Annotated in this window: 19 protein-coding genes; 14 read left to right on the top strand and 5 right to left on the bottom strand. The window is 68.1% G+C overall.

What is annotated here, in order from left to right; all coding sequences use genetic code 11:
* Nucleotides 1-166 precede the first annotated feature (166 nt).
* Nucleotides 167-2,617 (bottom strand): DUF3772 domain-containing protein, encoded by a 2,451-nt coding sequence (locus ACIKT0_RS03060; RefSeq protein ID WP_407103938.1) that lies wholly within the window; start codon nucleotides 2,615-2,617, stop codon nucleotides 167-169.
* Between the two features lie 297 nt (nucleotides 2,618-2,914).
* On the opposite strand from ACIKT0_RS03060, the gene ACIKT0_RS03065 reads away from it, so the two are divergent.
* From ACIKT0_RS03065 to ACIKT0_RS03110, 10 genes are all read left to right on the top strand, one after another.
* On the top strand, nucleotides 2,915-4,846 hold the full coding sequence (locus ACIKT0_RS03065) for a PAS domain-containing sensor histidine kinase (RefSeq protein ID WP_407103939.1): 1,932 nt from the start codon (nucleotides 2,915-2,917) through the stop codon (nucleotides 4,844-4,846).
* A complete protein-coding gene (locus tag ACIKT0_RS03070; protein WP_407103940.1) occupies nucleotides 4,843-5,217 on the top strand; it encodes a response regulator in 375 nt (124 codons plus the stop codon). Before ACIKT0_RS03065 ends, ACIKT0_RS03070 begins: the two co-directional genes overlap by 4 nt.
* Before the next feature lie 4 nt (nucleotides 5,218-5,221).
* Entirely contained in the window at nucleotides 5,222-5,641 is a 420-nt protein-coding gene (locus tag ACIKT0_RS03075; RefSeq protein ID WP_407103941.1) for a VOC family protein, read from the top strand.
* A gap of 79 nt (nucleotides 5,642-5,720) precedes the next feature.
* Nucleotides 5,721-7,514, top strand: coding sequence for an acyl-CoA dehydrogenase C-terminal domain-containing protein (locus ACIKT0_RS03080; protein WP_407103942.1), 1,794 nt, complete (start codon nucleotides 5,721-5,723; stop codon nucleotides 7,512-7,514).
* Nucleotides 7,515-7,545: 31 nt separating this feature from the next.
* Nucleotides 7,546-8,754, top strand: a complete 1,209-nt coding sequence (locus ACIKT0_RS03085; protein WP_407103943.1) for an acetyl-CoA C-acetyltransferase — start codon at nucleotides 7,546-7,548, stop codon at nucleotides 8,752-8,754.
* Nucleotides 8,755-8,772: 18 nt separating this feature from the next.
* Nucleotides 8,773-9,012, top strand: a complete 240-nt coding sequence (locus ACIKT0_RS03090; RefSeq protein ID WP_407103944.1) for a hypothetical protein — start codon at nucleotides 8,773-8,775, stop codon at nucleotides 9,010-9,012.
* A 40-nt stretch (nucleotides 9,013-9,052) separates the two neighbouring features.
* The gene (locus tag ACIKT0_RS03095) at nucleotides 9,053-11,272 is read left to right on the top strand and encodes a 3-hydroxyacyl-CoA dehydrogenase NAD-binding domain-containing protein (RefSeq protein WP_407103945.1); all 2,220 of its coding nucleotides are present in this window, start codon (nucleotides 9,053-9,055) and stop codon (nucleotides 11,270-11,272) included.
* Nucleotides 11,273-11,354: 82 nt separating this feature from the next.
* On the top strand, nucleotides 11,355-12,065 hold the full coding sequence (locus tag ACIKT0_RS03100) for a DUF6030 family protein (RefSeq protein WP_407103946.1): 711 nt from the start codon (nucleotides 11,355-11,357) through the stop codon (nucleotides 12,063-12,065).
* Between the two features lie 23 nt (nucleotides 12,066-12,088).
* Complete coding sequence (locus tag ACIKT0_RS03105) at nucleotides 12,089-12,712, top strand: 2-hydroxychromene-2-carboxylate isomerase (RefSeq protein WP_407103947.1); 624 nt, start codon at nucleotides 12,089-12,091, stop codon at nucleotides 12,710-12,712.
* A gap of 44 nt (nucleotides 12,713-12,756) precedes the next feature.
* Nucleotides 12,757-13,224, top strand: coding sequence for a hypothetical protein (locus ACIKT0_RS03110; protein ID WP_407103948.1), 468 nt, complete (start codon nucleotides 12,757-12,759; stop codon nucleotides 13,222-13,224).
* 3 nt (nucleotides 13,225-13,227) lie between these two features.
* On the opposite strand, the gene apaG is transcribed toward ACIKT0_RS03110, so the two are convergent.
* Nucleotides 13,228-13,659 carry a Co2+/Mg2+ efflux protein ApaG gene (gene apaG / locus ACIKT0_RS03115; RefSeq protein WP_407103949.1) on the bottom strand — a complete coding sequence of 144 codons (432 nt, stop codon included), beginning with the start codon at nucleotides 13,657-13,659 and terminating at the stop codon, nucleotides 13,228-13,230.
* A 396-nt stretch (nucleotides 13,660-14,055) separates the two neighbouring features.
* Between apaG and ACIKT0_RS03120 the strand changes: the two genes are divergently transcribed.
* The 3 genes from ACIKT0_RS03120 to ACIKT0_RS03130 all read left to right on the top strand — a co-directional run bounded on the left by ACIKT0_RS03120 (nucleotide 14,056) and on the right by ACIKT0_RS03130 (nucleotide 17,111).
* Entirely contained in the window at nucleotides 14,056-15,093 is a 1,038-nt protein-coding gene (locus ACIKT0_RS03120) for a TRAP transporter substrate-binding protein (RefSeq protein ID WP_407103950.1), read from the top strand.
* A 69-nt stretch (nucleotides 15,094-15,162) separates the two neighbouring features.
* Entirely contained in the window at nucleotides 15,163-15,777 is a 615-nt protein-coding gene (locus ACIKT0_RS03125) for a TRAP transporter small permease subunit (RefSeq protein WP_407103951.1), read from the top strand.
* A gap of 20 nt (nucleotides 15,778-15,797) precedes the next feature.
* Nucleotides 15,798-17,111, top strand: a complete 1,314-nt coding sequence (locus ACIKT0_RS03130) for a TRAP transporter large permease (protein ID WP_407103956.1) — start codon at nucleotides 15,798-15,800, stop codon at nucleotides 17,109-17,111.
* Nucleotides 17,112-17,136: 25 nt separating this feature from the next.
* Here the strand turns inward: ACIKT0_RS03130 and ACIKT0_RS03135 are convergent, their stop codons facing one another.
* The 3 genes from ACIKT0_RS03135 to ACIKT0_RS03145 are packed head-to-tail and all read right to left on the bottom strand — an operon-like array spanning nucleotide 17,137 to nucleotide 20,297.
* The gene (locus ACIKT0_RS03135) at nucleotides 17,137-18,147 is read right to left on the bottom strand and encodes an Hsp33 family molecular chaperone (RefSeq protein WP_407103952.1); all 1,011 of its coding nucleotides are present in this window, start codon (nucleotides 18,145-18,147) and stop codon (nucleotides 17,137-17,139) included.
* A gap of 9 nt (nucleotides 18,148-18,156) precedes the next feature.
* Nucleotides 18,157-19,089 carry an ornithine carbamoyltransferase gene (argF, locus tag ACIKT0_RS03140; protein ID WP_407103953.1) on the bottom strand — a complete coding sequence of 311 codons (933 nt, stop codon included), beginning with the start codon at nucleotides 19,087-19,089 and terminating at the stop codon, nucleotides 18,157-18,159.
* Nucleotides 19,086-20,297, bottom strand: coding sequence for an aspartate aminotransferase family protein (locus tag ACIKT0_RS03145; RefSeq protein WP_407103954.1), 1,212 nt, complete (start codon nucleotides 20,295-20,297; stop codon nucleotides 19,086-19,088). Before ACIKT0_RS03145 ends, argF begins: the two co-directional genes overlap by 4 nt.
* Before the next feature lie 406 nt (nucleotides 20,298-20,703).
* On the opposite strand from ACIKT0_RS03145, the gene ACIKT0_RS03150 reads away from it, so the two are divergent.
* The coding region (locus ACIKT0_RS03150; protein WP_407103955.1) for a GcrA family cell cycle regulator at nucleotides 20,704-20,904 on the top strand (201 nt) is incomplete at its 3' end.

A 20,904-nucleotide genomic window follows, 5' to 3' on the forward strand; every position in this document is an offset into this window, starting at 1 on the left:
ACGGCAAGGAGGCCGTGACCTTCCTGGTCCGGGTCCGCCGTTGAGGAGCAGCCCGCGAGCGCGAGCGCGGTGCAGGCGGCGCCGATGAATGCGCGGCGCGTCGAGCGATGCGGCATGGACGTGTATTCTCCGGATAAACGTGAGCGACACTGCGCCTGTGGAGCGGTTAACCCCGCGTTGCCGCGTCGCCCAGGTCCGGCGCAATCTGCGTCGGCGCGGGCCTCGCCTCGCGCAACGCCTCCGCCACGCGGGTGACGGCGTCGACCATGGTGCGGTCTGGCGGCCCGCCAAGGGCGATCCCCTGGGCGGAGAACGCCTTCACCAGCGCGAAGTTGAGGTCGCTCTTGACGCTCCCCGCTGTGCGCGGGCTCGACACGTTGCAGAACAGGGAGAATGCGTTCTCGGCCTTGCCCAGCGTGATGAACTGGAACAGCGGCTCGGGGAACTCGATGACGGCGGGATGCGCCTTCACCGTCTCGAGGGCGGCGCGCCGCACCAGGTCGGGGTCGACGGCGGACGACACGGCGAGATCGATCTGGACGCGCCCGAGCGGATTGCCGTGCGTTACGTTCTTCACGCTCTTCGTGATGAACTCGGAATTGGGGACGATCAGCGTCGAGCGGTCGAACAGCTCGATCTCGGTCGATCGCACGGAGATGCGCCGCACATTGCCCTGATCCGACCCGATCACGACCCAATCGCCGGCCTTGATCGGACGCTCCGCGAGCAGGATCAGACCCGACACGAAGTTGGAGATGATCGCCTGCAGGCCGAAGCCGATGCCGACGGAGAGCGCGCCGGCGACGATCGCGAGCTTGTCGAGGCTGAAGCCGAGATAACCAAACGCCGCGACGATGACGACGAGGCCGCCGAGATATCCGACGCCGGTGCTGACTGAGGCCTTCAGGCCCTCGTCCATGCGGCTCTTCGGTAGGAGGTCCCGGTCGAGCCACCGCTGCACGGTCCGGGTGAGAGCGTAGCCCAGCGCCACCAGAAGGAGCGCGCCGAGGACACCGGTGAGCGAGATGGTGATCCCGCCGAGCTGCACGCCCGTGATCGCGTAGCGGAGCCATCCGAAGACGTCGGTGGATTCCACCCCCCAGGGGGCCAGCACGAACACCGCGGCGAAGCAGATGAGGGCGACGCGGGCGACGCCCGACAGAACCACTCCGACCTGCTCGAGCGATTCCGGCCGGACGCCGACCGCGGCGGCCGTCGACCGGCCGAAACCGGTGTGGCTCGACAGCGCGGTGGTCAGCAGATCGTTGACGAAGACCAGCAACAGCCAGCAGAGCGAGATGACCGCCGTCGCCCAGACGATCTGGTTCGCCAGGAACTGGCCCAGCGCGACGTAGCCGAGGACCACGGCGCCGATCACGACCGCGATCGCCAGCCATGCCACCAGCCGCGTGAGGGACAGCAACGGATGGTCAGGCGCGTCAGCCTCGGCCGCCCCCTTCTCGATCAGGCGCGCGGACCGCATCCTGCGCAGCGCGATCGCGAACGCCCCGGCGACGAGCACTGCGAACACGCCACTGGTGGCGATCGTCACCGGCAGGCTCGCCACGATCGCCTCGTTGAACCGGTCCACGAACCGCCCGAGCACAAAGACCAGCATGCACCAGAGCGGCTGGTTCTTGATCTCGCTGACGGCAGGTTCGGAAAGCTTCGCGAGACGCCAGCTGGGCCGTCCGGGTGCGAGCACCGCGCGGATCATCCCCTGCGCAAAGCCCAGCAGGCCCGCGACCCAGATCAGCGAGCGCATGAGCGGCTCGATCTTGATCGTCATCCAGCCTGCGCTCTTCAGGCCGACATAGAGACAGAGGGCCGCGAGCAGCGGAGCGAGGGTCGTGGCGACCAGCCGGAAGACCGCCGTGGCCGAGCTCTTGAGGCGCGTTTTCGGCGCCTGCCTCACCACGAGGCGCTCGGCGAGCGCGCCGATCCACATGCGCCCGGGGAACAGCAACAGCCAGGCGGCGAGCGTCGCGACCGCCATTATGCCGATCGAGGTCGTGTCGGCGTTCCGCGAGATCGCGCTTGTCCAGTCGGACGCCAGATCCTGGGTCCGACTGAGGTCGCGCGGCGCGGCGGTCACGACCGCCGCCCAGAGGCTGGGGTCCAGCAGCGAACTGGAACGTTCGAACAGGCGCTGCGCCAGCTGCGTCCGGCGCCGCTGGGTGATTTGGTCGCCGACCTGCGCGGCTTCGACCTGCAGGAGCCTGCCGCGCTTTATGGCGTCGTCGAGCTTCTGGCGTGCGGCCGTCTGCGCGTCGCGTTCGCGCGTGACGTCCGCGCTTTCCGGCGGCGCTCCTTCGGCGGGCTTCGGCCCAATCTGCGCAAGACGCTGGTCAGCTGCGTCGCGCTGCGTGGTGAGCTCTGCGATCGCCGCCTCGACCGCGATCGAGAGCGGGTCGATGCGAGACCGCAGGCCCGCGAGGTCCTCGTCCCTGACGTTGGGGTCGGCGAGCCGCGCCTCGATGCGGTCGAGATCGGCGCGCGCCGCGTCGATCGCGCTGGGCGCTGCGTTCTGCGCGCTCGCAAGGCCGCCTGCGACGAGCGACGCGAGCAGAGCGGCGACGAAGCAAAGCGCGCTGACGCGAGGGAACTTTGAGGTCATGGCGCCCTGAAGGTGCGTGATTCGTATCGCCCGCGCGTGTCTTCCGGGATGAATGCGGCCAAGGACGGGCGGACCGATCGCATCAGCTTCGCTCTTGCGGCGACGAGCGGGATCGGTATGTCAAAAAATTGACCGTATTGACCCCTGTTCCGTTTTGAAACCCTGTCGAAGCGCCGATGTTTTCCCATAACCCAGCCAACGCGGCGCCAACGGCGGCGATCAGCGTTCGGCGGCCGCACGGCAAGCGACCGTCCGCACCTCGGATGGGGAACCGAGCTGTTTAGCGGCGGCGGAGAGATGGCGAGGCGCCTCGAGGGCTTCGACTGGAGCGGATCGCCGCTCGGGTCGCCGTCGGCGTGGCCGGGTGAGCTCAAGGCGGCGCTCGGAATCTGCCTGCACTCCAGCGTGCCCACCGCGATCTATTGGGGCCCGGAGCTGCGGCTTCTCTACAACGACGCCTGGACGCCCGTCGCGGGAGAGCTCCATCCCTGGGCGATCGGCCGGCCGGCGGCGGAGGTCTGGGCCAGCATCTGGCCCATTGTCGGGCCGCAGTTCGAACGCGTGATGCGGAGCGGCAAGGGCTTCTCGACGTCGGATCAGATGCTCCCGCTGCAGCGAGACGGCGAGACCGCCGAGACGTACTGGGACTACAGCTTCACCCCGATCTTCGACTCGTCAGGACGCGTCGCAGGCGTTTTCAACCAGGGCCTGGAGACGACGGCCCGCGTCCTGGCCCAGCGCGCCCAGGATTTCGCCCTCGAGCTGCGCGACCGACTGCGCGACCTCACCTCGGGCGAGGAGGACGAGGCTGCGGGGCTGTCGATCATTCTTGAGCGGCTCGGGCGGCATCTGGGGCTTGCGCGGGTGGGCTATTCCGTCGTCGAGGGCGAGATCGCCCACGTCGCCGGGACCTGGCGCAAGCCCGGGATGCAGGACGTCGCAAACGCCCAGTTCCGGCTGCCGGATTTCGGCGGCCCCGTCATGGCGGAGATGCTGTCCGGCCGAACCATCTCGAGCCCGGACGTCCTGAAGGACGCCAGATTCTCGGAGGAAGCCGTCGCGAACCTGCGCGGCTTCGGGGTTCGCGCCAACGCCATCGCGCCGGTCGTGCGGAACGGACGCGCGATCGCCTTCCTGTTCATGGACGATGACAAGCCGCGGCGGTGGTCGCCGCATGAGACCGACCTCGCCCGTGAGACGGCGGAGCGGATCTGGGTCGCGCTCGATCGGGCGGAGACGATGGCGCGCCTCCGCGAGAACGAGAGGCGCTTCGCGGCCATCTTCGGGGAAGCCGGCGTCGGGCTTTCGGAGGTGGACGACAAGGGAGCGTTCATCCGGATCAATCCGAGCATGGCGCGCATTCTCGGCCGCTCGGTCGACGAGGCGTCCGGTCTCACGATCAGTCAGGTCACCCATCCGGACGACATCGCCCTCACCGACCGCCGGTTGGCCGAGGCTCATGAGAGCGGCGAGCCCTATTCGATCGAGAAGCGATATGTGCGCCCGGACGGCTCGCACGTCTGGGCGCAGACCAACGTGACGCGGCTGCTGGACGACAAGGGCAAGGTCAACGGGTTCTTCAGCGTCACGACCGACGTGACCGAGCGGAAGGAGCAGGAGCGGATCCGCGCCTGGCTGCTCGCCGAGCTGAACCACCGCGTGAAGAACAACCTTGCGACCGTCCAGGCCCTCGCGCACCAGACGCGGGCGACCACCTCGTCCGTGGATGAGTTCGAGCGCGTCTTCAACGCGCGCCTGATGGCGCTCTCGCACGCTCATAACTTGTTGATGCGTGAAACCTGGACTTCCGCCCCGCTTGCCGATCTGGTCGACGTCACGCTTGCTCCTTACGGCTCCGCAGAGCCTGACAGGATCGTGAGCGGCGGACCCGATGTTCGCCTTGCCCCCACCGCGGCGGTGACATTCAGCCTCGCCCTGCACGAACTCGCGACCAACGCCGTGAAATTCGGCGCGCTGTCGCGAGCAGGAGGACGGGTGTCGGTCACCTGGAACATGCAGGACGTGGCCGATCGCGCGGGAATCCGCATCGCCTGGCGGGAGGCGGACGGACCGCCGGTCGAAGCGCCGCAACGGCGAGGCTTCGGGTTGCGGCTGATCGAGCGCGGCGCGCCGGCCGAGCTCGGCGGCGAGGCCAAGCTTGAATTCACGCCAACCGGCGTCGCATGTGTGTTCCAGTTCCCCCTCTCCCAGAAAGTCATGCTTCCATGACGGAAAAGTTGAACGGCCTTCGCATCCTGCTCGTCGAGGACGAGGCGATGATCTCGATGCTGTTCGAGGACATGCTGATCGACAGCGGCGCCGCGGTGGTCGGTCCGGCGAGCGCCGTCGCCACCGCCCTCAACATGATCTCGACCGAGCAGATCGACGGGGCCCTGCTTGACGTCAATCTCGGCGGGGAGCAGAGCTTCGCGGTGGCGGACGCCCTGATCGAACGGAACATCCCGTTCGTATTCGTGACCGGCTATGGCGGGGCCGGCGTGCGTGACCGCTATCCCGAGGCTCCGACCTTGCAGAAGCCGTTCGTCACGGAGGATCTGCAACGGGCCCTCCTGCAACTCGCCACCGCTGCTCGGACTTGAGACTATGCGTCCTTTCCACCTTGCGTTTCCTGTTTCCGATCTGGAGGCCACCCGGCGTTTCTATGGCGACGTCATGGGCTGCCGGATCGGCCGCGAAAGCCCTGGCGCCTGGATCGATTTCGATCTGTTCGGCCACCAGCTCTCTGCCCACCTGCGTCCCGCGAGCCCTGCGCCGGTGGCCACCGGCGGCGTGGACGGCGACGCCGTTCCGATCCCGCACTTCGGCGTGATCCTTCGGATGGACGACTGGCGCAGCCTTGCGCAGCGGCTCGAGGCCGATCCGCAGACGAACTGGCGGCTGCGGCCCAAGGTCAGGTTCGAAGGCGAGCCGGGCGAGCAGGCCACGATGTTCGTCCTCGATCCCTCGGGCAACGCGCTCGAGTTCAAGGCCTTCGCGGACGACGCGGCGATCTTCGCGACCTGATCCGTCCGGCGATCGGCGGGGTTGCGGCTGCGCGGGCCAAGGCTATCGTGCATCACCACAACCCACCGCGGGGCCGGGCATGCCGATCTACAGAGCGCCCGTCGAAGACACGCTGTTCCTGCTGTTCGACGTGCTCGGTTACGAGCGGCACGCCAACCTGCCCGGCTTCGCGGACGCCGGCCGGGAGACCGTCGAGGCGATCCTGGCGGAGGGCGCCAGGCTGTGCGAGCGGACGCTGCTGCCCACCAATCAGGCCGGCGATCTGGCCGGCTGCACGCTCGGGCCCGACGGGAGCGTCACGACGCCGGAGGGGTTCAGGGGCGCCTACCGAGCCTTCACGGAAGGCGGCTGGATCGGCCTCTCGGCCGCGCCCGAGCATGGCGGGCAAGGCCTGCCGCACCTGCTGACGGCGGTCATCAACGAGTACGCGTCCTCGGCCAATATGGCGTTCGCCATGTATCCGGGTCTCACCCAAGGGGCCATCGCCGCGCTGACGCTGCACGGCTCCGAGGAGCAGAAGCGGATATATCTGCCCCGGATGGTGTCGGGCGAGTGGACCGGCACCATGAACCTCACGGAGCCGCATTGCGGCACCGATCTCGGCCTGATCCGCACCCGCGCGACCCCCGCCGGCGACGGTTCGTACCGGATCACCGGCTCCAAGATTTTCATCTCGTCCGGCGAACACGACCTGACCGACAACATCGTGCATCTGGTGCTCGCCCGCATCGACGGCGCGCCGGCGGGCACCAAGGGCATCTCGCTGTTCGTCGCGCCGAAGCTGCTGGTGAACCCGGACGGTTCGCTCGGCGCGCGGAACGGAATCTCCTGCGGCTCCATCGAGCGCAAGATGGGCATCCACGGCAACGCCACCTGCGTGATGAACTACGACGGCGCCGCGGCGTGGCTCGTCGGCGAGGAGAACCGCGGCCTCGCGGCCATGTTCACGATGATGAACGAGGCGCGTCTCGGCGTCGGCGTCCAGGGCCTCTCCCAGTCCGAAGTCGCTTACCAGAACGCCGCGGCCTACGCGAAGGAGCGCCTGCAGGGCCGCGCCCTGACGGGCGCGAAGGAGCCGTCGCGACCCGCCGATCCGATCATCGTGCATCCCGACGTGCGCCGGACCCTGCTCTCTATCAAGGCGTTCAACGAGGCCGCGCGCGCTCTGATCCTCTGGACCGCGCTCAAGGGCGACGTCGCCCGCCTCTCCGAGGATGAGCGCGAGAAGCGCGAGGGCGACGACCACATGAGTCTGATGACGCCCGTCATCAAAGGCGTCATCACCGACGTCGGCTTCGAGAACACCGTCAAGGCGCAGCAGATGTTCGGCGGCCATGGCTACATCGCCGAATGGGGAGTGGAGCAGTTCGTCCGGGACGCCCGCATCGCCATGATCTACGAGGGCGCGAACGGCGTGCAGGCGATGGACCTCGTCGGCCGCAAGCTGCCACGCGACGGCGGCCGCGCCGTCATGGCGTTCTTCAAGGAGGTCGACGGCTTCCTGGCCGAGAACGCCGAGGACGAGGCGCTGAAGCCCTTCACCGGTCCGCTCCGGCGCGCGCGGGAAGACCTGCAGAAGGCCACGATGTGGTTCATGGCCAACGCCATGGGCAAGCCCGACAACGCCGGAGCGGGCGCGACCGACTACATGCACCTCTTCGGCCTGGTGGCGCTCGGCTATATGTGGGGCAGGATCGCCAAGGCGGCGGTCGCGAAGAAGGCCGAAGGAAACGGCGTCGCGGAGCGCATGGACGCCAAGCTCGTGGCCGGCCGCTTCTTCATGGAGCGGACGCTGCCCGAGACCGCGACGCGGCTCGCCCGGATCGCGGCCGGCGCCGATACGATCATGGCGCTGCCGGCCGACGCTTTCTGAGAACGCACAGCCGGCCGCAAGGAGGACGCCAATGCCCGAGGCCTTCATCTACGACGCGGTCCGCACGCCGCGCGGCCGCGGCAAGCCCGACGGCGCGCTGCACGAGGTCTCGACGCTTGGCCTTGCGACCACGGCCCTTCGCGCGATCGCCGAGCGCACCGGGTTGGAGACCGGCCGCATCGACGACGTGGTGCTGGGCTGCGTCGATCCTGTCGGCGAGGCCGGCGGCGACATCGCACGCGCGGCCGCGCTCGCAGCCGATTACGGGGTGCAGGTCCCGGGCGTGCAGATCAACAGGTTCTGCGCGTCGGGGCTCGACGCGGTCAACTTCGCCGCCGCGCAGGTGATGTCCGGCCAGCACGACCTCGTCGTGGGCGGCGGCGTCGAGAGCATGAGCCGCGTCGGGATCGGGGCCTCGGGCGGAGCCTGGCCGATGGACCCGGCGATCGCGGTGAAGTCCTACTTCATGCCGCAGGGCGTCTCGGCCGATCTGATCGCGACCAAATACGGGTTCTCGCGCGACGATGTCGACGCGTATGCGGTGGAGAGCCAGAAGCGCGCCGCGGCCGCCTGGGAGGCAGGCCGGTTCGCGAGCTCCGTGGTGCCGGTGAAAGACGTCAACGAGATCATCCTGCTCGACCGCGACGAGCATATGCGCCCCGAGACCACGATGCAGTCGCTCGGGAGCCTGAAGGCGTCCTTTGTCGAGATGGGCGAGATGGGCGGCTTCGACGCCGTCGCCATCTATGCTCATCCGGAGGTCGAGCGGGTCGAGCACGTCCATCACGCCGGCAACTCCTCCGGCATTGTGGACGGCGCCGCGGCCGTGCTGGTCGGCTCCCGCGAGGCCGGCGAGAAGGCGGGGCTGAAGCCCCGCGCGCGCATCAGGGCCTTCGCTAATATCGGCTCGGATCCGGCGCTGATGCTCACCGGTCCGATCGACGTCACGAAGAAGGTGCTGAAGCGGTCCGGCATGTCGCTCGCCGACATCGATCTGTTCGAGGTCAACGAAGCCTTCGCGGCCGTGGTGCTGCGCTATCTGCAGGCCTTTGGGCTCGACCCGGCCAAAGTGAACCCGAACGGCGGCGCCATCGCCATGGGCCATCCGCTCGGGGCGACCGGCGCGATGATCCTGGGCGCCGCGATCGACGAGCTTGAACGGTCAGGCAAGGAGACGGCGCTCGTGACGCTCTGCATCGGCGCCGGCATGGGCACGGCGACGATCATCGAGCGGGTGTGAGATGGCGCGTACCTCAAGGTGAGGAAGGTCGTCATCATCCTTTCCAGCGAGGCGGTACCGTCCAAGTTGGCGGTGGACGCTGATTGCTGGCTCATGGAGGGGGTTCTGAGCAAGAGCGCCATTGAGGACCTTCGCGGCGCAGGCATGAACGTCACGATCTTCAAGTCCATCGAAATGACAGAACAGAGCGTCTCCGAAATTGTGAGCATGGCTCTGCTCCACAATCAGGATTGGCGCGAGACCACGGTGCTCAGATGACCGCCAGCACAGGTCGAGCCTAGAGGAATCAGACCCCAGCATGAGCGCACCCAGCTTCCACACTGAGCTCGACGGCGACGGCATTCTCTCTGTCGTCTGGGACATGGCCGGGCGCTCGATGAACGTGCTGACGGCGGACGCCATCGCGGAGCTTTCGGCGATTGTCGACCGTGTGCCCACAGACGACGCGGTCAAAGCCGTCCTGGTCTCTTCGGGCAAGAAGGCGTTCTCGGGCGGCGCGGACCTGACGATGCTGGAAGGCATAGCCCGGCTCTATGCGCGCGAGACAGCGCAGCATGGCGAGGCCCCGGCGGCGAAGGCGGTGTTCGAAGAGAGCCGCCAGCTCAGCCTGCTCTACCGGCGCATCGAGACCAGCGGAAAGCCCTGGGCGGTCGCCATCAACGGCGTCTGCCTCGGCGGCGCGTTCGAGCTCGCGCTCGCCTGCCATTATCGCGTGGCGTCGGACGACGCCTTGACCCGCGTGGGCCTGCCGGAGGTGAAGGTCGGCCTGTTCCCGGGCGCCGGCGGCACGACGCGGATCGCTCGGATGATGCCGCCCCAGGACGCGCTGCAGATGCTGATGAAGGGCGAGCAGATCCGCCCCGATCGCGCACGCGCCATGCGGCTCGTCGACGAAGTCGCGCCGAAGGCGGAGATCGTCGCCCGCGCCAGGGCCTGGCTGCTCGGCGCCCCGAGGGCCGTGAAGCCGTGGGACGAGAAGGGCTTCAAGCTGCCGGGCGGGCCAGTCTGGTCGAAGGCCGGCTTCATGACCTTCCCGGCCGCCAACGCCATCTACCGCCGCGAGACCCAGGACAACTACCCGGCGATCCGCGCCATGCTGCAGGCGGTATTCGACGGGCTGCAGCTCCCGATGGACCTCGCGCTGACGGTCGAGAGCCGGCTGTTCGCCAAGGTGCTGCGATCACCAGAAGCGGCGGGGATGATCCGCACCCTTTTCGTCTCCATGCAGGAGCTCAACAAGGGCGCCCGCCGCCCGAAGGGCGTCGCTGAGACGAAGCTCCGGAAGGTGGGCGTGGTCGGCGCCGGCTTCATGGGCGCAGGCGTCGGCTACGTCTCCGCGCAGGCCGGGCTCGAGGTCGTGCTGATCGACCAGAGCCAGGAGGCGGCGGACAGGGGCAAGGCCTTCGCGCAGAAGCTGATCTCCGATCAGGTCGCCAAGGGTCGCGCCACCGGCGCGGATCGTGAGGCGCTGCTAGACCGCATCACGACGACCCAGGACTACGCGGCGCTCGCAGACTGCGATCTGGTGATCGAGGCGGTGTTCGAGGACCCGAAGATCAAGGCGGAGGTGATCGGCAAGGTCGAGGCCGTGCTGAGGGATGACGCGGTATTCGCCTCCAACACATCCACGCTGCCGATCAGCGGCCTCGCCAAGGCCTCCCGCCGCCCGGAGAACGTCGTGGGCATCCACTTCTTCTCGCCCGTCGAGAAGATGATGCTGGTCGAGGTCATCGTCGGAAAGCAGACCGGCGACCAGGCGCTCGCGACCGCGCTCGACTATGTCCGGGCGATCAAGAAGACCCCGATCGTAGTGAGGGACTCCCGCGGCTTCTTCGCCAATCGCTGCGTCATCGCCTACATGCTCGAAGGCCATCTGATGCTGACCGAGGGCGTCCCGCCGGCGATGATCGAGAATCTCGCGAGGCAAGCCGGCATGCCGGTCGGCCCGCTGTCGCTCAACGACGAGGTCGCGCTCGACCTCGGCCTCAAGATCGTCCGCGCGACCGAAGCCCAGCTTGGGCCGCAAGCCGTGAATGCGGCCCAGAAGGCGCTCCTCGAGACGCTCGTCGAAAAGGAGGGCCGGCTGGGGCGGAAGAACCGCAAGGGGTTTTACGACTACCCCGAGAGCGGCAAGAAGCGGCTTTGGCCCGGTCTGGTCGAGCTGCAGCAGGCCAGGCTCGATCCCGACACGCTCGATGTCGCGGAGCTTCGCAACCGCCTGTTGGTCACGCAGGCGCTGGAGGCCGCTCGCACGGTCGAGGAGGGCGTGATCACGGATGTGCGCGAGGCGGACGTCGGCGCCATCCTGGGCTTCGGTTTTGCGCCCTTCACGGGCGGCCCGCTGTCCTGGATCGACGGCATGGGGGCGGCGCGGTTCGTCGAGCTCGCCCGTGGGCTTGAGGCAAGGCACGGCGCGCGCTTCCGCCCCAACGCGCTGCTGGTGGAGCTCGCCGAAAAGGGCGAGACGTTCTACGGGCGCTTCGCCGGCGCAGGGGAGCACGCCGTCGCGGCCGCGTGAACGGCCCCGTCTTGCGCAGAATGTGGCGCGTCCGATAAGCCACGGCCGACGCCCGAGCCGCGCCGGCCGGGCAGGACGGGAAATGACGGCACGCAGGCTTCTTCCTCTGATCGCGGCCGGAGCGGCGCTGCTGGCGGCGGCGTCGATCGTGCTCGCGCTCGGATGGCAGGTGGCGCGCGACTGGCTCGGGGAGCCAGCGCCATCTGAGCGATCCGCGGCCGCTCCGGACGCGCGGGATCCGTTCGCGGCCCTTCAGCCGATCGCCGCCGCCGAACTGCTTGCGCCCGATCCGGACTTTCCTTCGGCGTTCGTGCTGCTGCCGACCGTGAAGCCCTCCCTGTTCTGCAAGGCGCTCGGCCCGATGGGTCTGGCGAACCCCTCCTTCCAGGGAGGAACGCCGCCGCTGAGCAGCTGGACCTGCGTGACCGATCTTCTGAAGCCGGTCGACGGCGACGAAGCCGCGGTCTCGAGCCTGTTCGTCTCCGCCCGCGGGGATGATCCGGAGCGGATCGAGACGCTTCGCATCAAGCTGAACCTGCTCGACGAGTCCACCGCGCCGGTCGCCAAGGCGATAGCCAAGGACCTGCTGCGAAAGATCTTCTGGGGATTTGGCTTCCCGACCCCGGACGCGGCGCTGAGCGCGCTCGACGAGCTCCGCGACAGCTCTTTCCGGGAGAGCGGCGTCCGCTACGATCTGAGACGGGAGTTCGGCGCGCCGCGCTTCAATCTCGTCATCGCCTTCCCGCAGCGGCTGGGCGCCGGCGGTGAGGGTCGCTTCCTGCCGCAGCGCTGAGCGGTCATGTGCGGAGACTGAGCATGCCGCGTTCCCTCGACGTCTTCTTCTCCGTCGCCTCTCCCTGGAGCCATCTGGGTCATGCGCCGCTCATGGAGCTGGCCGCGAGACATTCCCTCGCCCTGCGGTGGCGACCGATGGCGTTGCCGCCGCTGTTCGCGGCGACCGGCGGCCTCCCGCTGCCGCAGCGGTCGCCGCAGCGGCAGCGTTATCGCTTCGTCGAGCTGCAGCGCTGGGCGCAGAAGCGCGGCCGCAACGTCAACCTTCGACCGAAACACTGGCCCTTCGACGCTCGCCTTGCCGACGGCGTGGCGCTGGCCCTGATCGGACTCCGCGAAGATCCCGCCGGCTTCATCGGAGCGGCCATGCGCGGGGTATGGGAGGAGGATCGCGACCTGACGGACCCAGCGACCCTCCACGAGCTGCTTGTCGCGAACGGGCTCGAGGCCGATTCCGCGCTCGCCGCCGCCGCATCGGAGCCTGTGGTCGCGGCCTACGAGGCGAACCGCAGCGAGGCGGAGCGTATCGGCGTCTTCGGCGCGCCGGCCTATGTGCTCGACGGCGAGGTCTTCTGGGGTCAGGATCGGCTCGATCTGCTCGATGAGGCGCTCGTCTCCGGCCGCCCGCCCTTCGTGGCGGACTTCTGATCGCGCCCGCCGCCCCTGCGGCCGGAAAGCCAAGGAGACGATCGATGCGTGCGCTCGCACTCGCTGCGCTGTTGCCCGCCGCGCTTCTGATGACCGCAGCAGCGCCCGAACCGCAGCCGGACGGCCGCTACCAGCTTCAGCCGGCCGATGGCGGCTTCCTGCGGCTGGATCGGGAGACCGGCGCGACCGCCTTCTGCTCGCCGTCCGGGGACGGCTACGCCTGTCGCGCCGCGTCCGAGGAGCCTGCGGCGAGCGGCGCCGAGGTGGCGCGGCTCGAGAAGCGCCTCGCGGCGCTCGAGGAGCAGGTGCGGGCCCTCTCCCGGACGCCGGACCTTCCTCCAGTCCCGCCACTGCCGAACGATGACGCCGCCAGGAAGCAAGGCGCGCTGCGCCTGCCGAGCGACCAGGAGATCGACCAGGTCACGAGCTTCCTTGAGCGCACGTTGCGGCGGCTGAAGCAGCTCGGGGAGCAGATGCAGAAGGACGAGTCCCCGCAGCGCGAGCGGCTGTGAGGCTCAGTGCAGCGTGCGCACCGCGTGCGGGCTCTCGAGCGCGAAGGCCGGGATCGCGACCACGAAGGGTTGATCGGCCTCGGTCAGCATGTGGTACTCGCCGACCATGATGCCCGACGGCGTCGGAAGCGGGGCGCCGCTCGTATAGGTGAAGGACTGGCCGGGCCTCAGCGTCGGCTGCTCCCCCACCACGCCGGGGCCGCGCACCTCTTCAGTCCGCCCCTTGCCATCGGTGATGCGCCAGTGCCGGGCGATCAGCCGGACCGTCTCCTCGCCTTCGTTCACGATCTCCACCGTGTAGGCGAAGACATAGCGCTCCTCGTCCGGCTCGGATTCGGAGGCCAGGAAGCGCGGAGAAACGGTGACCCGGATGGCCCGCGTGGTTGCGGTCCAGGAATGCGCTTCTTCGGGCGTCGACGCGGTCGGCTCGGTCATGACAGCAGGATAAGCGCTCCACCGCGGCGGCCGTCAAGCGGCGGCCTCGGCCCGCTCTCGGCATGAAAGAGCAACGCGATGTGAACGCCGGTCGCGAGCGCCACGGAAGCGCCGCCTGAAGATTCAGCTTGATTGGCGTGATTTCGTCAAATCTACTGAGCCTTGGCCCGCACCACTAAGAACAAATCACTAAAGACGGGCCAGGGGAAACGACAGCGCACTCGCCAAGAAGATGCGCAGCGGTCGCGCGCGCTCGGGTCAAAGACCGGGCGACGGCGCGAGGGGAGGATTTACGTGAAGAACGCGCCTGAAAAGCCGGATCGGGCTAAGTCCGCCAGGAACAGTCTCGGTCGCCGAAGCTTCCTCGCAGCAGCGGCCGCTGCGGGCGCGGGGGCCGTGGCGGCTCCCGCAGTCGTCAACGCCCAGGCCCCGGTTCGTCTGAAGTTTCAGTCGACCTGGCCGAACAAGGACATCTTTCACGAGTTCGCGTCGGACTTCGTGAAGCGCGTCAACGACATGGGCGCAGGCCGCATTCAGATAGAGCTGCTGCAGGCGGGCGCCGTGGTGCCGGCCTTCCAGCTGATCGACGCGGTCTCGACCGGCGTTCTCGACGGCGGTCACGGCGTCGCCGCGTACTGGTACGGAAAGAACAAGGCCTTCTCGCTGTTCGGCACCGCCCCGCCCTTCGGCTGGAACGCCAACCAGCTGCTCGCCTGGATCAAGTATGGCGGCGGCCAGCAGCTTTATGACGAGCTTGTCCAGGGAGTCCTGAAGCTCAACGTCCAGGGCTTCCTGAGCGGCCCGATGCCGACCCAGCCCTTCGGCTGGTTCAAGAAGGAGATCACTGGTCCGGAGGACTTCAAGGGGCAGAAGTACCGCACTGTTGGGCTCGGAGCCGACCTGGCGAAGGAGATGGGGGCCGCGGTCACCATCCTGCCGGGCGGCGAGATCGTGCCCGCCATCGACCGGGGCCTGATCGACGGCGCGGAGTTCAACAACCCGTCCTCCGACAAGGTGCTGGGCTTCCCGGACGTCTCGAAGATCTACATGGTCCAGAGCTACCATCAGGCGCTCGAGTGCTTCGAGATCCTGTTCAACAAGCGCAAGTTCGACAGCCTTCCGCCGGAAGTGCAGGCGATCGTGCGCTACGCCGCCGAAGCCGCGTCGGCCGACATGTCCTGGAAGGCGCAGGACCGCTACTCCAAGGATCTCGAGGCGATCAAGGCCGCGGGCGTCAAGGTGATCCCGACGCCGAAGTCGGTGCTGGAGGCGCAACTCGCCGCCTGGGACAAGGTGATCTCCAACACCCAGGACCCCTTCTTCCAGAAGGTGATCGAAAGCCAGAAGGGCTTCGCGAAGCGCGTAGTGGGCATGACGCGCGAAATGGAAGCGCCGCGCGACCTCGCCTATGAGCACTTCTTCCCGCAGGCATGACGCCTGTGACGGCGGCCGGCCTCCGGGCCGGCCATTTCCCCTCGCGCCGCCACTCCGGGAACGCCTTCCATGCAGTTCTATCTCTTGGCCGTCGACCGCTTCAATGCGGCCGTCGGCAAGCTGTTCGCGTGGTCGATCGTCGTTCTGACGCTCGTCATCACCTATGAGGTCGTGTCGCGGCGGGTGCTCGGCGCGCCGACCACCTGGGCGTTCGACGCCAGCTACATGCTCTACGGTCTGCTGTTCATGTCGGCTGGCGCCTACACGCTGTCGCGCAACGGGCATGTCCGCGGCGACTTCCTGTATCGGCAGTGGCGGCCGCGCACGCAGGCCGGCCTCGACCTCGTGCTCTACATTCTGTTCTTCTTCCCCGGCATCCTCGCGATGGTCTACGCCGGCTGGGTGTTTTTCGAGCTCTCCTACGAGACCAATGAGACGAGCTCATTCTCGCCCGACGGCCTCCTGCTCTGGCCGTTCAAGCTGATCATCCCGATCACCGGCGTCCTGATGGCGATGCAGGGCGTGGTCGAAGTCCTGCGCTGCTGGATCTGCCTCAAGACCGGAGAGTGGCCGCCGCGGCAGAGCGACGTCGAGGAGACGGAGCAACTCATTCTGGCGGAGGCCGCCGCGAACAAGGTCACGGTCGACCTTAAGAAAATCGATGTCGACGAGGCCAAGCTGTGAGCGCGTTGATCTCCGATCCCATGATGGGCGTGATCATGCTCGCCCTGTTCGTCGTGCTTCTCATGCTCGGATTCCCGATCGCGTTCACGCTGATGGCGCTGGGAGTGGCCTTTGGCTACTACGCGATGGGGGACACGGTCTTCCAGCTGTTCGTGCAGCGCACCTACAGCGTGATGTCGAGCGACGTGCTGATCTCGGTGCCGCTTTTCCTGTTCATGGGCTATCTGGTCGAGCGCGCCAACATCCTGGATCGGCTGTTCCGGTCGATCCAGCTCGCCGCGGGCGGGCTGCCCGGCTCACTGGCGCTGGCGACGCTCGTCACCTGCGCGCTTTTCGCGACCGCGACCGGCATCGTCGGCGCAGTGGTGACCCTGATGGGATTGCTCGCTTTCCCGGCGATGCTACGCGCAGGCTACGACACCAAGCTCTCGGCGGGCGTCGTGTGCGCGGGCGGCTGCCTGGGCATCCTGATCCCTCCGAGCGTGATGCTGATCCTCTACGGCGCAACCGCCGGCGTTTCAGTGGTCAAGCTCTACGCGGCGGCCTTCTTCCCCGGACTGATGCTGGCGGGGCTCTACATGCTCTACGTCATCGTCCGCGTCTTGCTGAACCCGTCGCTCGCGCCGAAGCTGCCGGCGGAGCAACGCGCGGGCTCCTATCTCGCGGTGCTGTGGGCGCTCGCGACCTCGTTCCTGCCGCTCGCGCTGCTGATCTCCGGCGTTCTGGGCGCGATCATCGGCGGCTACGCCACCCCGTCCGAGGCCGCCGCGATCGGCGCGATGGGCGCCATCCTGCTCGCGCTCGGGTACCGCCAGCTCACCTATGAGAAGCTGCGGGAGTCGGTGTACCTCACCGCCCGCGCCTCCGCGATGGTGTGCTGGCTCTTCGTCGGGTCGTTCGTGTTCTCGGCCGTCTTCGCCTATCTGGGCGGCCAGTCAGTCGTCGAGAACTTCATCGTCGGACTGGACCTGACGCCGATTCAGTTCCTGATCCTGACGCAGGTCATCATCTTCGTGCTTGGGTGGCCGCTCGAATGGACGGAGATCATCGTGATCTTCCTGCCCATCTTCCTGCCCCTGCTCAGCCACTTCAACATCGACCCGCTGTTCTTCGGCGTGCTCGTCGCGCTGAACATCCAGACGTCGTTCCTGTCGCCGCCGGTGGCCATGGCGCCCTTCTACCTCAAGGGCGTCGCGCCGAAACACGTGACGATCAACGAAATCTTCGCCGGCGTGATGCCGTTCCTGTTCATCGTGATGTTCGCGATGGCGCTGTATTACACGTTCCCGCAGATCGGCCTGTGGCTGCCGAACAAGCTCTACGGCGGCGGCTAGCGAGCCGCCGCCTTCCCGACGACGGTCAGTCGAGACCGCCGTCGTCGGGAGCTTCGGCGTCGATGGAGGCCACCTGCTCGGCCGTGAACGTGTAGCGGGTCGAGCAGAAGTCGCAGGTGACCTCGATCGAACCGTCATCCGTCAGCATGTCGCGGCGCTCCTCGGCAGAGAAGCTCTTGAGCATCCCGAGCACGCGCCCGCGCGAACAGCGGCACGCCTCGCGGACGCCGCGGCTCTCGAAGACGCGGATCTCGCGCTCGTTGAACAACCGGATCAGCAGGCGCTCAGGCGCGAGCGTGGGATCGATCAGTTCGTGATCCTCGACCGTGCCGACCAGGGCCTCGGCCTCCACCCAGGCGTCGTCCTCCTCCGTGTCCGCGAAGGCGGCTCCCTCCGGCGCATCGCCCGGATGCAGGTCCCGCATGCGCATGCGCTCCGGCGCCTCGGGAAGGAACTGCACCAGCAGCCCTCCCGCGCGCCAGGCATGGTTCACGCCCGCGCCGTCGCCGGCCGAGAGCGTCTCGGCGACCGCGAGGCGCACGCGCGTCGGAATCTGCTCGGACTGCCGGAAATAGGCGTGCGCGGCGTCCTCGAGCGAACCGCCCTCGAGCGCGACCACGCCCTGATAGCGCGAAGTCTGCGGCCCCTGGTCGATCGTCAACGCCATGTGGCCATGGCCGAGCAGCGCGCCCGTCGGGCCACGGTCGGGGACGCGGGCGGCGTCGAACCGCGCGCAGGCCCGCACCTTGTCCGGCGCCTCGAAGTCGACGACCAGCATGCCGATCGGCCCGTCGGATTGGGTCTGGAGCTGAAAGCGCCCCTCGATCTTCAAGGCCGAGCCCAGCAGAACGGTCAGGGCGACGGCCTCGCCCAGCACCTTGGACACGGCCGGCGGATAGGCGTGGCGCTCGATCACCCGATCGATCGCCGGGCCAAGCCGGACGACGCGACCGCGCACGTCGAGTTCCTCGATCTGGAACGGCAGGATGCGGTCGTCGCCGTCCTCGCGGATGGCGGCGGAGTCAGTTTGGCTCATGCTCGACTGTTACGCCCCGACGGCGCCGAAGCACCAGGCCAGAACGCCCTTCTGCGCGTGAAGGCGGTTTTCCGCCTCGTCAAAGACAGCCGACTGCGGTCCGTCGATGACCTCGTCGGTCACCTCCTCGCCGCGATGCGCCGGCAGGCAATGCAGGAATATGGCGTCGGGCGCAGCCTTTTTCATCAGCCGCTCGTTCACCTGGAACGGCCTCAGCAGATTGTGCCGGCGCTCGCCGTCGCCGTCTCCCATCGAGACCCAGCTGTCGGTTACGACCGCGTCGGCGCCCGCGACCGCCTCATCGGCGTCGTGGCCGAACGCGATGTCGGCGCCTTCGCGGCGCGCCCATTCGACGATCTCCGGGCCCGGGCTGAGCTCCCGAGGAGTGGCGATCCTCAGATTGAAGTCCAGCCGCGCCGCAGCGTGGATCCACGAAGCGAGAACGTTGTTGGAGTCGCCCGTCCACGCCACCGTGCGACCCTGGATCGGGCCCTTGCGCTCCTCGAAGGTCAGAACGTCGGCCATGATCTGGCAGGGATGCGAGGCCTTGGTCAGGCCGTTGATCACCGGCACCGTGGCGAAGGTCGCGAGCTCGCGGAGCGCGTCGTGCTTCAGCATGCGGATCATGATGGCGTCCACGAAGCGTGACAGCACGCGCGCGGTGTCGGCGATCGCCTCGCGCTCGCCGAGTTCGATCTCCTTGCCGGTCACCATCACGGGCTCGCCGCCGAGCTCCCTGATCCCCACGTCGAACGACATGCGCGTCCTGAGCGAGGGCTGCTCGAACACCATCGCGACGGCCCGCCCCGCAAGCGGCTTGTCCTGGGCGTCGGCCGGCGTGCGGCGGCGCGCCTTGATCGCTGCGGCGGCCTCCAGAATCTGCCGAAGCGTCGCGCCCGACAGCTCGCTGAGGTCAAGGAAGTTCCGGACCGCGCCGCTCATTCTGCAGCTCCCCGCTTAAGGAGGCCGGCCGCGCGTTCGATCGCCGAAAGCCCGCGATCGATCCGCTCGACTGCCTCGGCGATCTCCGTTTCGCCCACCACGAGCGGCGGCAGCAGACGGACGACGTTGTCCCCCGCGCCGACCGTCAGGAGCTTCTCCTCCCTCAGCGCCGCCACCACGTCCGTGTTGGGGACGAGGCAGCGAAGGCCCTGCAGAAGCCCCTCCCCCCGGACCTCCGCCACCGTCATCGGATGGGCGTCGATCACAGCCGCCAGGCGCTGCCGGAGCAGCAGGCCCATCCGGTTCACATGATCAAGGAAGCCAGGCTCGAGCACGACGTCGAGCACCGCATTGCCCACCGCCATGGCGAGAGGATTGCCGCCGAAGGTCGAGCCATGCACGCCCGCCGTCATGCCGTCGGCGGAGTCGCTGGTGGCGATGCACGCCCCGAGCGGGAAGCCGCCGCCAATGCCCTTGGCGATCGCCATGACGTCCGGGCGCACGCCCGCATGTTCGTAAGCGAACAGCTTGCCGGTCCGGCCGACGCCGGACTGGACCTCGTCGACGACGAGCAGCAGGCCTTCGCGATCGCAGATCTCCCTGAGCGCCCGAAGAACCGACGGCGGCAGCACCCGAACGCCGCCCTCGCCCTGCAGCGGCTCCACGAGCACGCCCGCCGTATGCGGGCCGATCGCGGCCTCGACCGCCGAGATGTCCGCGAAGGGAACCTGGTCGAAGCCCTCGGTCCTGGGTCCGAAGCCCTCGAGATACTTGGCCTGGCCGCCGGCCGCGATGGTCGCAAGGGTCCGGCCGTGGAAGGCGCCCTCGAACGTGATCAGGCGGTAGCGCTCGGGCTGGCCGTTGGCGTGGAAGTGCTTGCGCGCGACCTTGATCGAGGCCTCCAGGGCCTCGGCGCCGGAATTCGTGAAGAACACGACGTCGCCGAAGCTCGCCTCGACGAGGCGGCGCGCCAGCCGCTCGCCCTCGGGGATCCGATAAAGGTTGGAGACGTGCCAGAGCTTCTCGGCCTGCGTCTTGAGCGCCTGCACCAGATGCGGATGGGAATGGCCGAGCGAATTCACCGCCACGCCGGCCGCGAAATCGAGATAGCGGTCGCCGGTCTCGGTCACGAGCCAACAGCCTTCGCCTCGCTCGAAGGCGAGGCCGGCGCGCGCAAAAACTGGCATCAGCGCAGAGGCGGAGGTCACGGCGAACCCTTTTCGGCGCTCCGGCGCACCGCGCGGATCACTCCGATAGCCGCCGGAAAAAGAAAAAGAGCCGCCCAGCCGAGCGGCTCTTCGATCGGCGCGATAATATAAAGAGCGCCCCTCCTGTCAATCGCCACGGGCGAAGGAACGCTTGGCCTTGAGGGCTTTCCGGCCCGGTGGACCGGCTGTGGACAACCGGGCGGCATCCGGCTGGGGAAAACCCCACTGTTGCATTCCAGACTCTTTACGGTGAGTCGCGGCATATCGTACTTTAAGAACCGTTAAGGCACGACATCTCGTGCTCACGTTCGTCTTCCAGCGGATGAGGCGGCGACGCCGCCGGGCGCAAAATGCGTCACGGCGGACGCAGCCGGATTCCGCGAAGCCGACGGCACTGGAGGATCCGATGCAGTGGACCGATGAGCGGGTCGAGCTTCTGAAGAAGCGTTGGGCCGAGGGCCTGAGCGCGAGCCAGATCGCGGCGGAGTTGGGCGGCGTCACGCGGAACGCGGTGATCGGGAAAGTGCACCGTCTCGGCCTGTCCGGCCGGGCCAAGGCCGCGCCGAGCGGGGTCGCCCGTCTTCGCGCGAAGCCCGCCGCCGCGCCG

It is taken from the genome of Hansschlegelia beijingensis (genome assembly GCF_045505405.1).
GTDB lineage: Bacteria > Pseudomonadota > Alphaproteobacteria > Rhizobiales > Methylopilaceae > Methylopila > Methylopila beijingensis_A.

Coding starts and splice junctions, on each gene's coding strand:
- ACIKT0_RS03060 (WP_407103938.1), bottom strand. CDS start 2,617: ATGACCTCAAAGTTCCCTCGCGTCAGCGCGCTTTGCTTCGTCGCCGCT.
- ACIKT0_RS03065 (WP_407103939.1), top strand. CDS start 2,915: ATGGCGAGGCGCCTCGAGGGCTTCGACTGGAGCGGATCGCCGCTCGGG.
- ACIKT0_RS03070 (WP_407103940.1), top strand. CDS start 4,843: ATGACGGAAAAGTTGAACGGCCTTCGCATCCTGCTCGTCGAGGACGAG.
- ACIKT0_RS03075 (WP_407103941.1), top strand. CDS start 5,222: ATGCGTCCTTTCCACCTTGCGTTTCCTGTTTCCGATCTGGAGGCCACC.
- ACIKT0_RS03080 (WP_407103942.1), top strand. CDS start 5,721: ATGCCGATCTACAGAGCGCCCGTCGAAGACACGCTGTTCCTGCTGTTC.
- ACIKT0_RS03085 (WP_407103943.1), top strand. CDS start 7,546: ATGCCCGAGGCCTTCATCTACGACGCGGTCCGCACGCCGCGCGGCCGC.
- ACIKT0_RS03095 (WP_407103945.1), top strand. CDS start 9,053: ATGAGCGCACCCAGCTTCCACACTGAGCTCGACGGCGACGGCATTCTC.
- ACIKT0_RS03100 (WP_407103946.1), top strand. CDS start 11,355: ATGACGGCACGCAGGCTTCTTCCTCTGATCGCGGCCGGAGCGGCGCTG.
- ACIKT0_RS03105 (WP_407103947.1), top strand. CDS start 12,089: ATGCCGCGTTCCCTCGACGTCTTCTTCTCCGTCGCCTCTCCCTGGAGC.
- ACIKT0_RS03110 (WP_407103948.1), top strand. CDS start 12,757: ATGCGTGCGCTCGCACTCGCTGCGCTGTTGCCCGCCGCGCTTCTGATG.
- apaG (WP_407103949.1), bottom strand. CDS start 13,659: ATGACCGAGCCGACCGCGTCGACGCCCGAAGAAGCGCATTCCTGGACC.
- ACIKT0_RS03125 (WP_407103951.1), top strand. CDS start 15,163: ATGCAGTTCTATCTCTTGGCCGTCGACCGCTTCAATGCGGCCGTCGGC.
- ACIKT0_RS03130 (WP_407103956.1), top strand. CDS start 15,798: ATGATGGGCGTGATCATGCTCGCCCTGTTCGTCGTGCTTCTCATGCTC.
- ACIKT0_RS03135 (WP_407103952.1), bottom strand. CDS start 18,147: ATGAGCCAAACTGACTCCGCCGCCATCCGCGAGGACGGCGACGACCGC.
- argF (WP_407103953.1), bottom strand. CDS start 19,089: ATGAGCGGCGCGGTCCGGAACTTCCTTGACCTCAGCGAGCTGTCGGGC.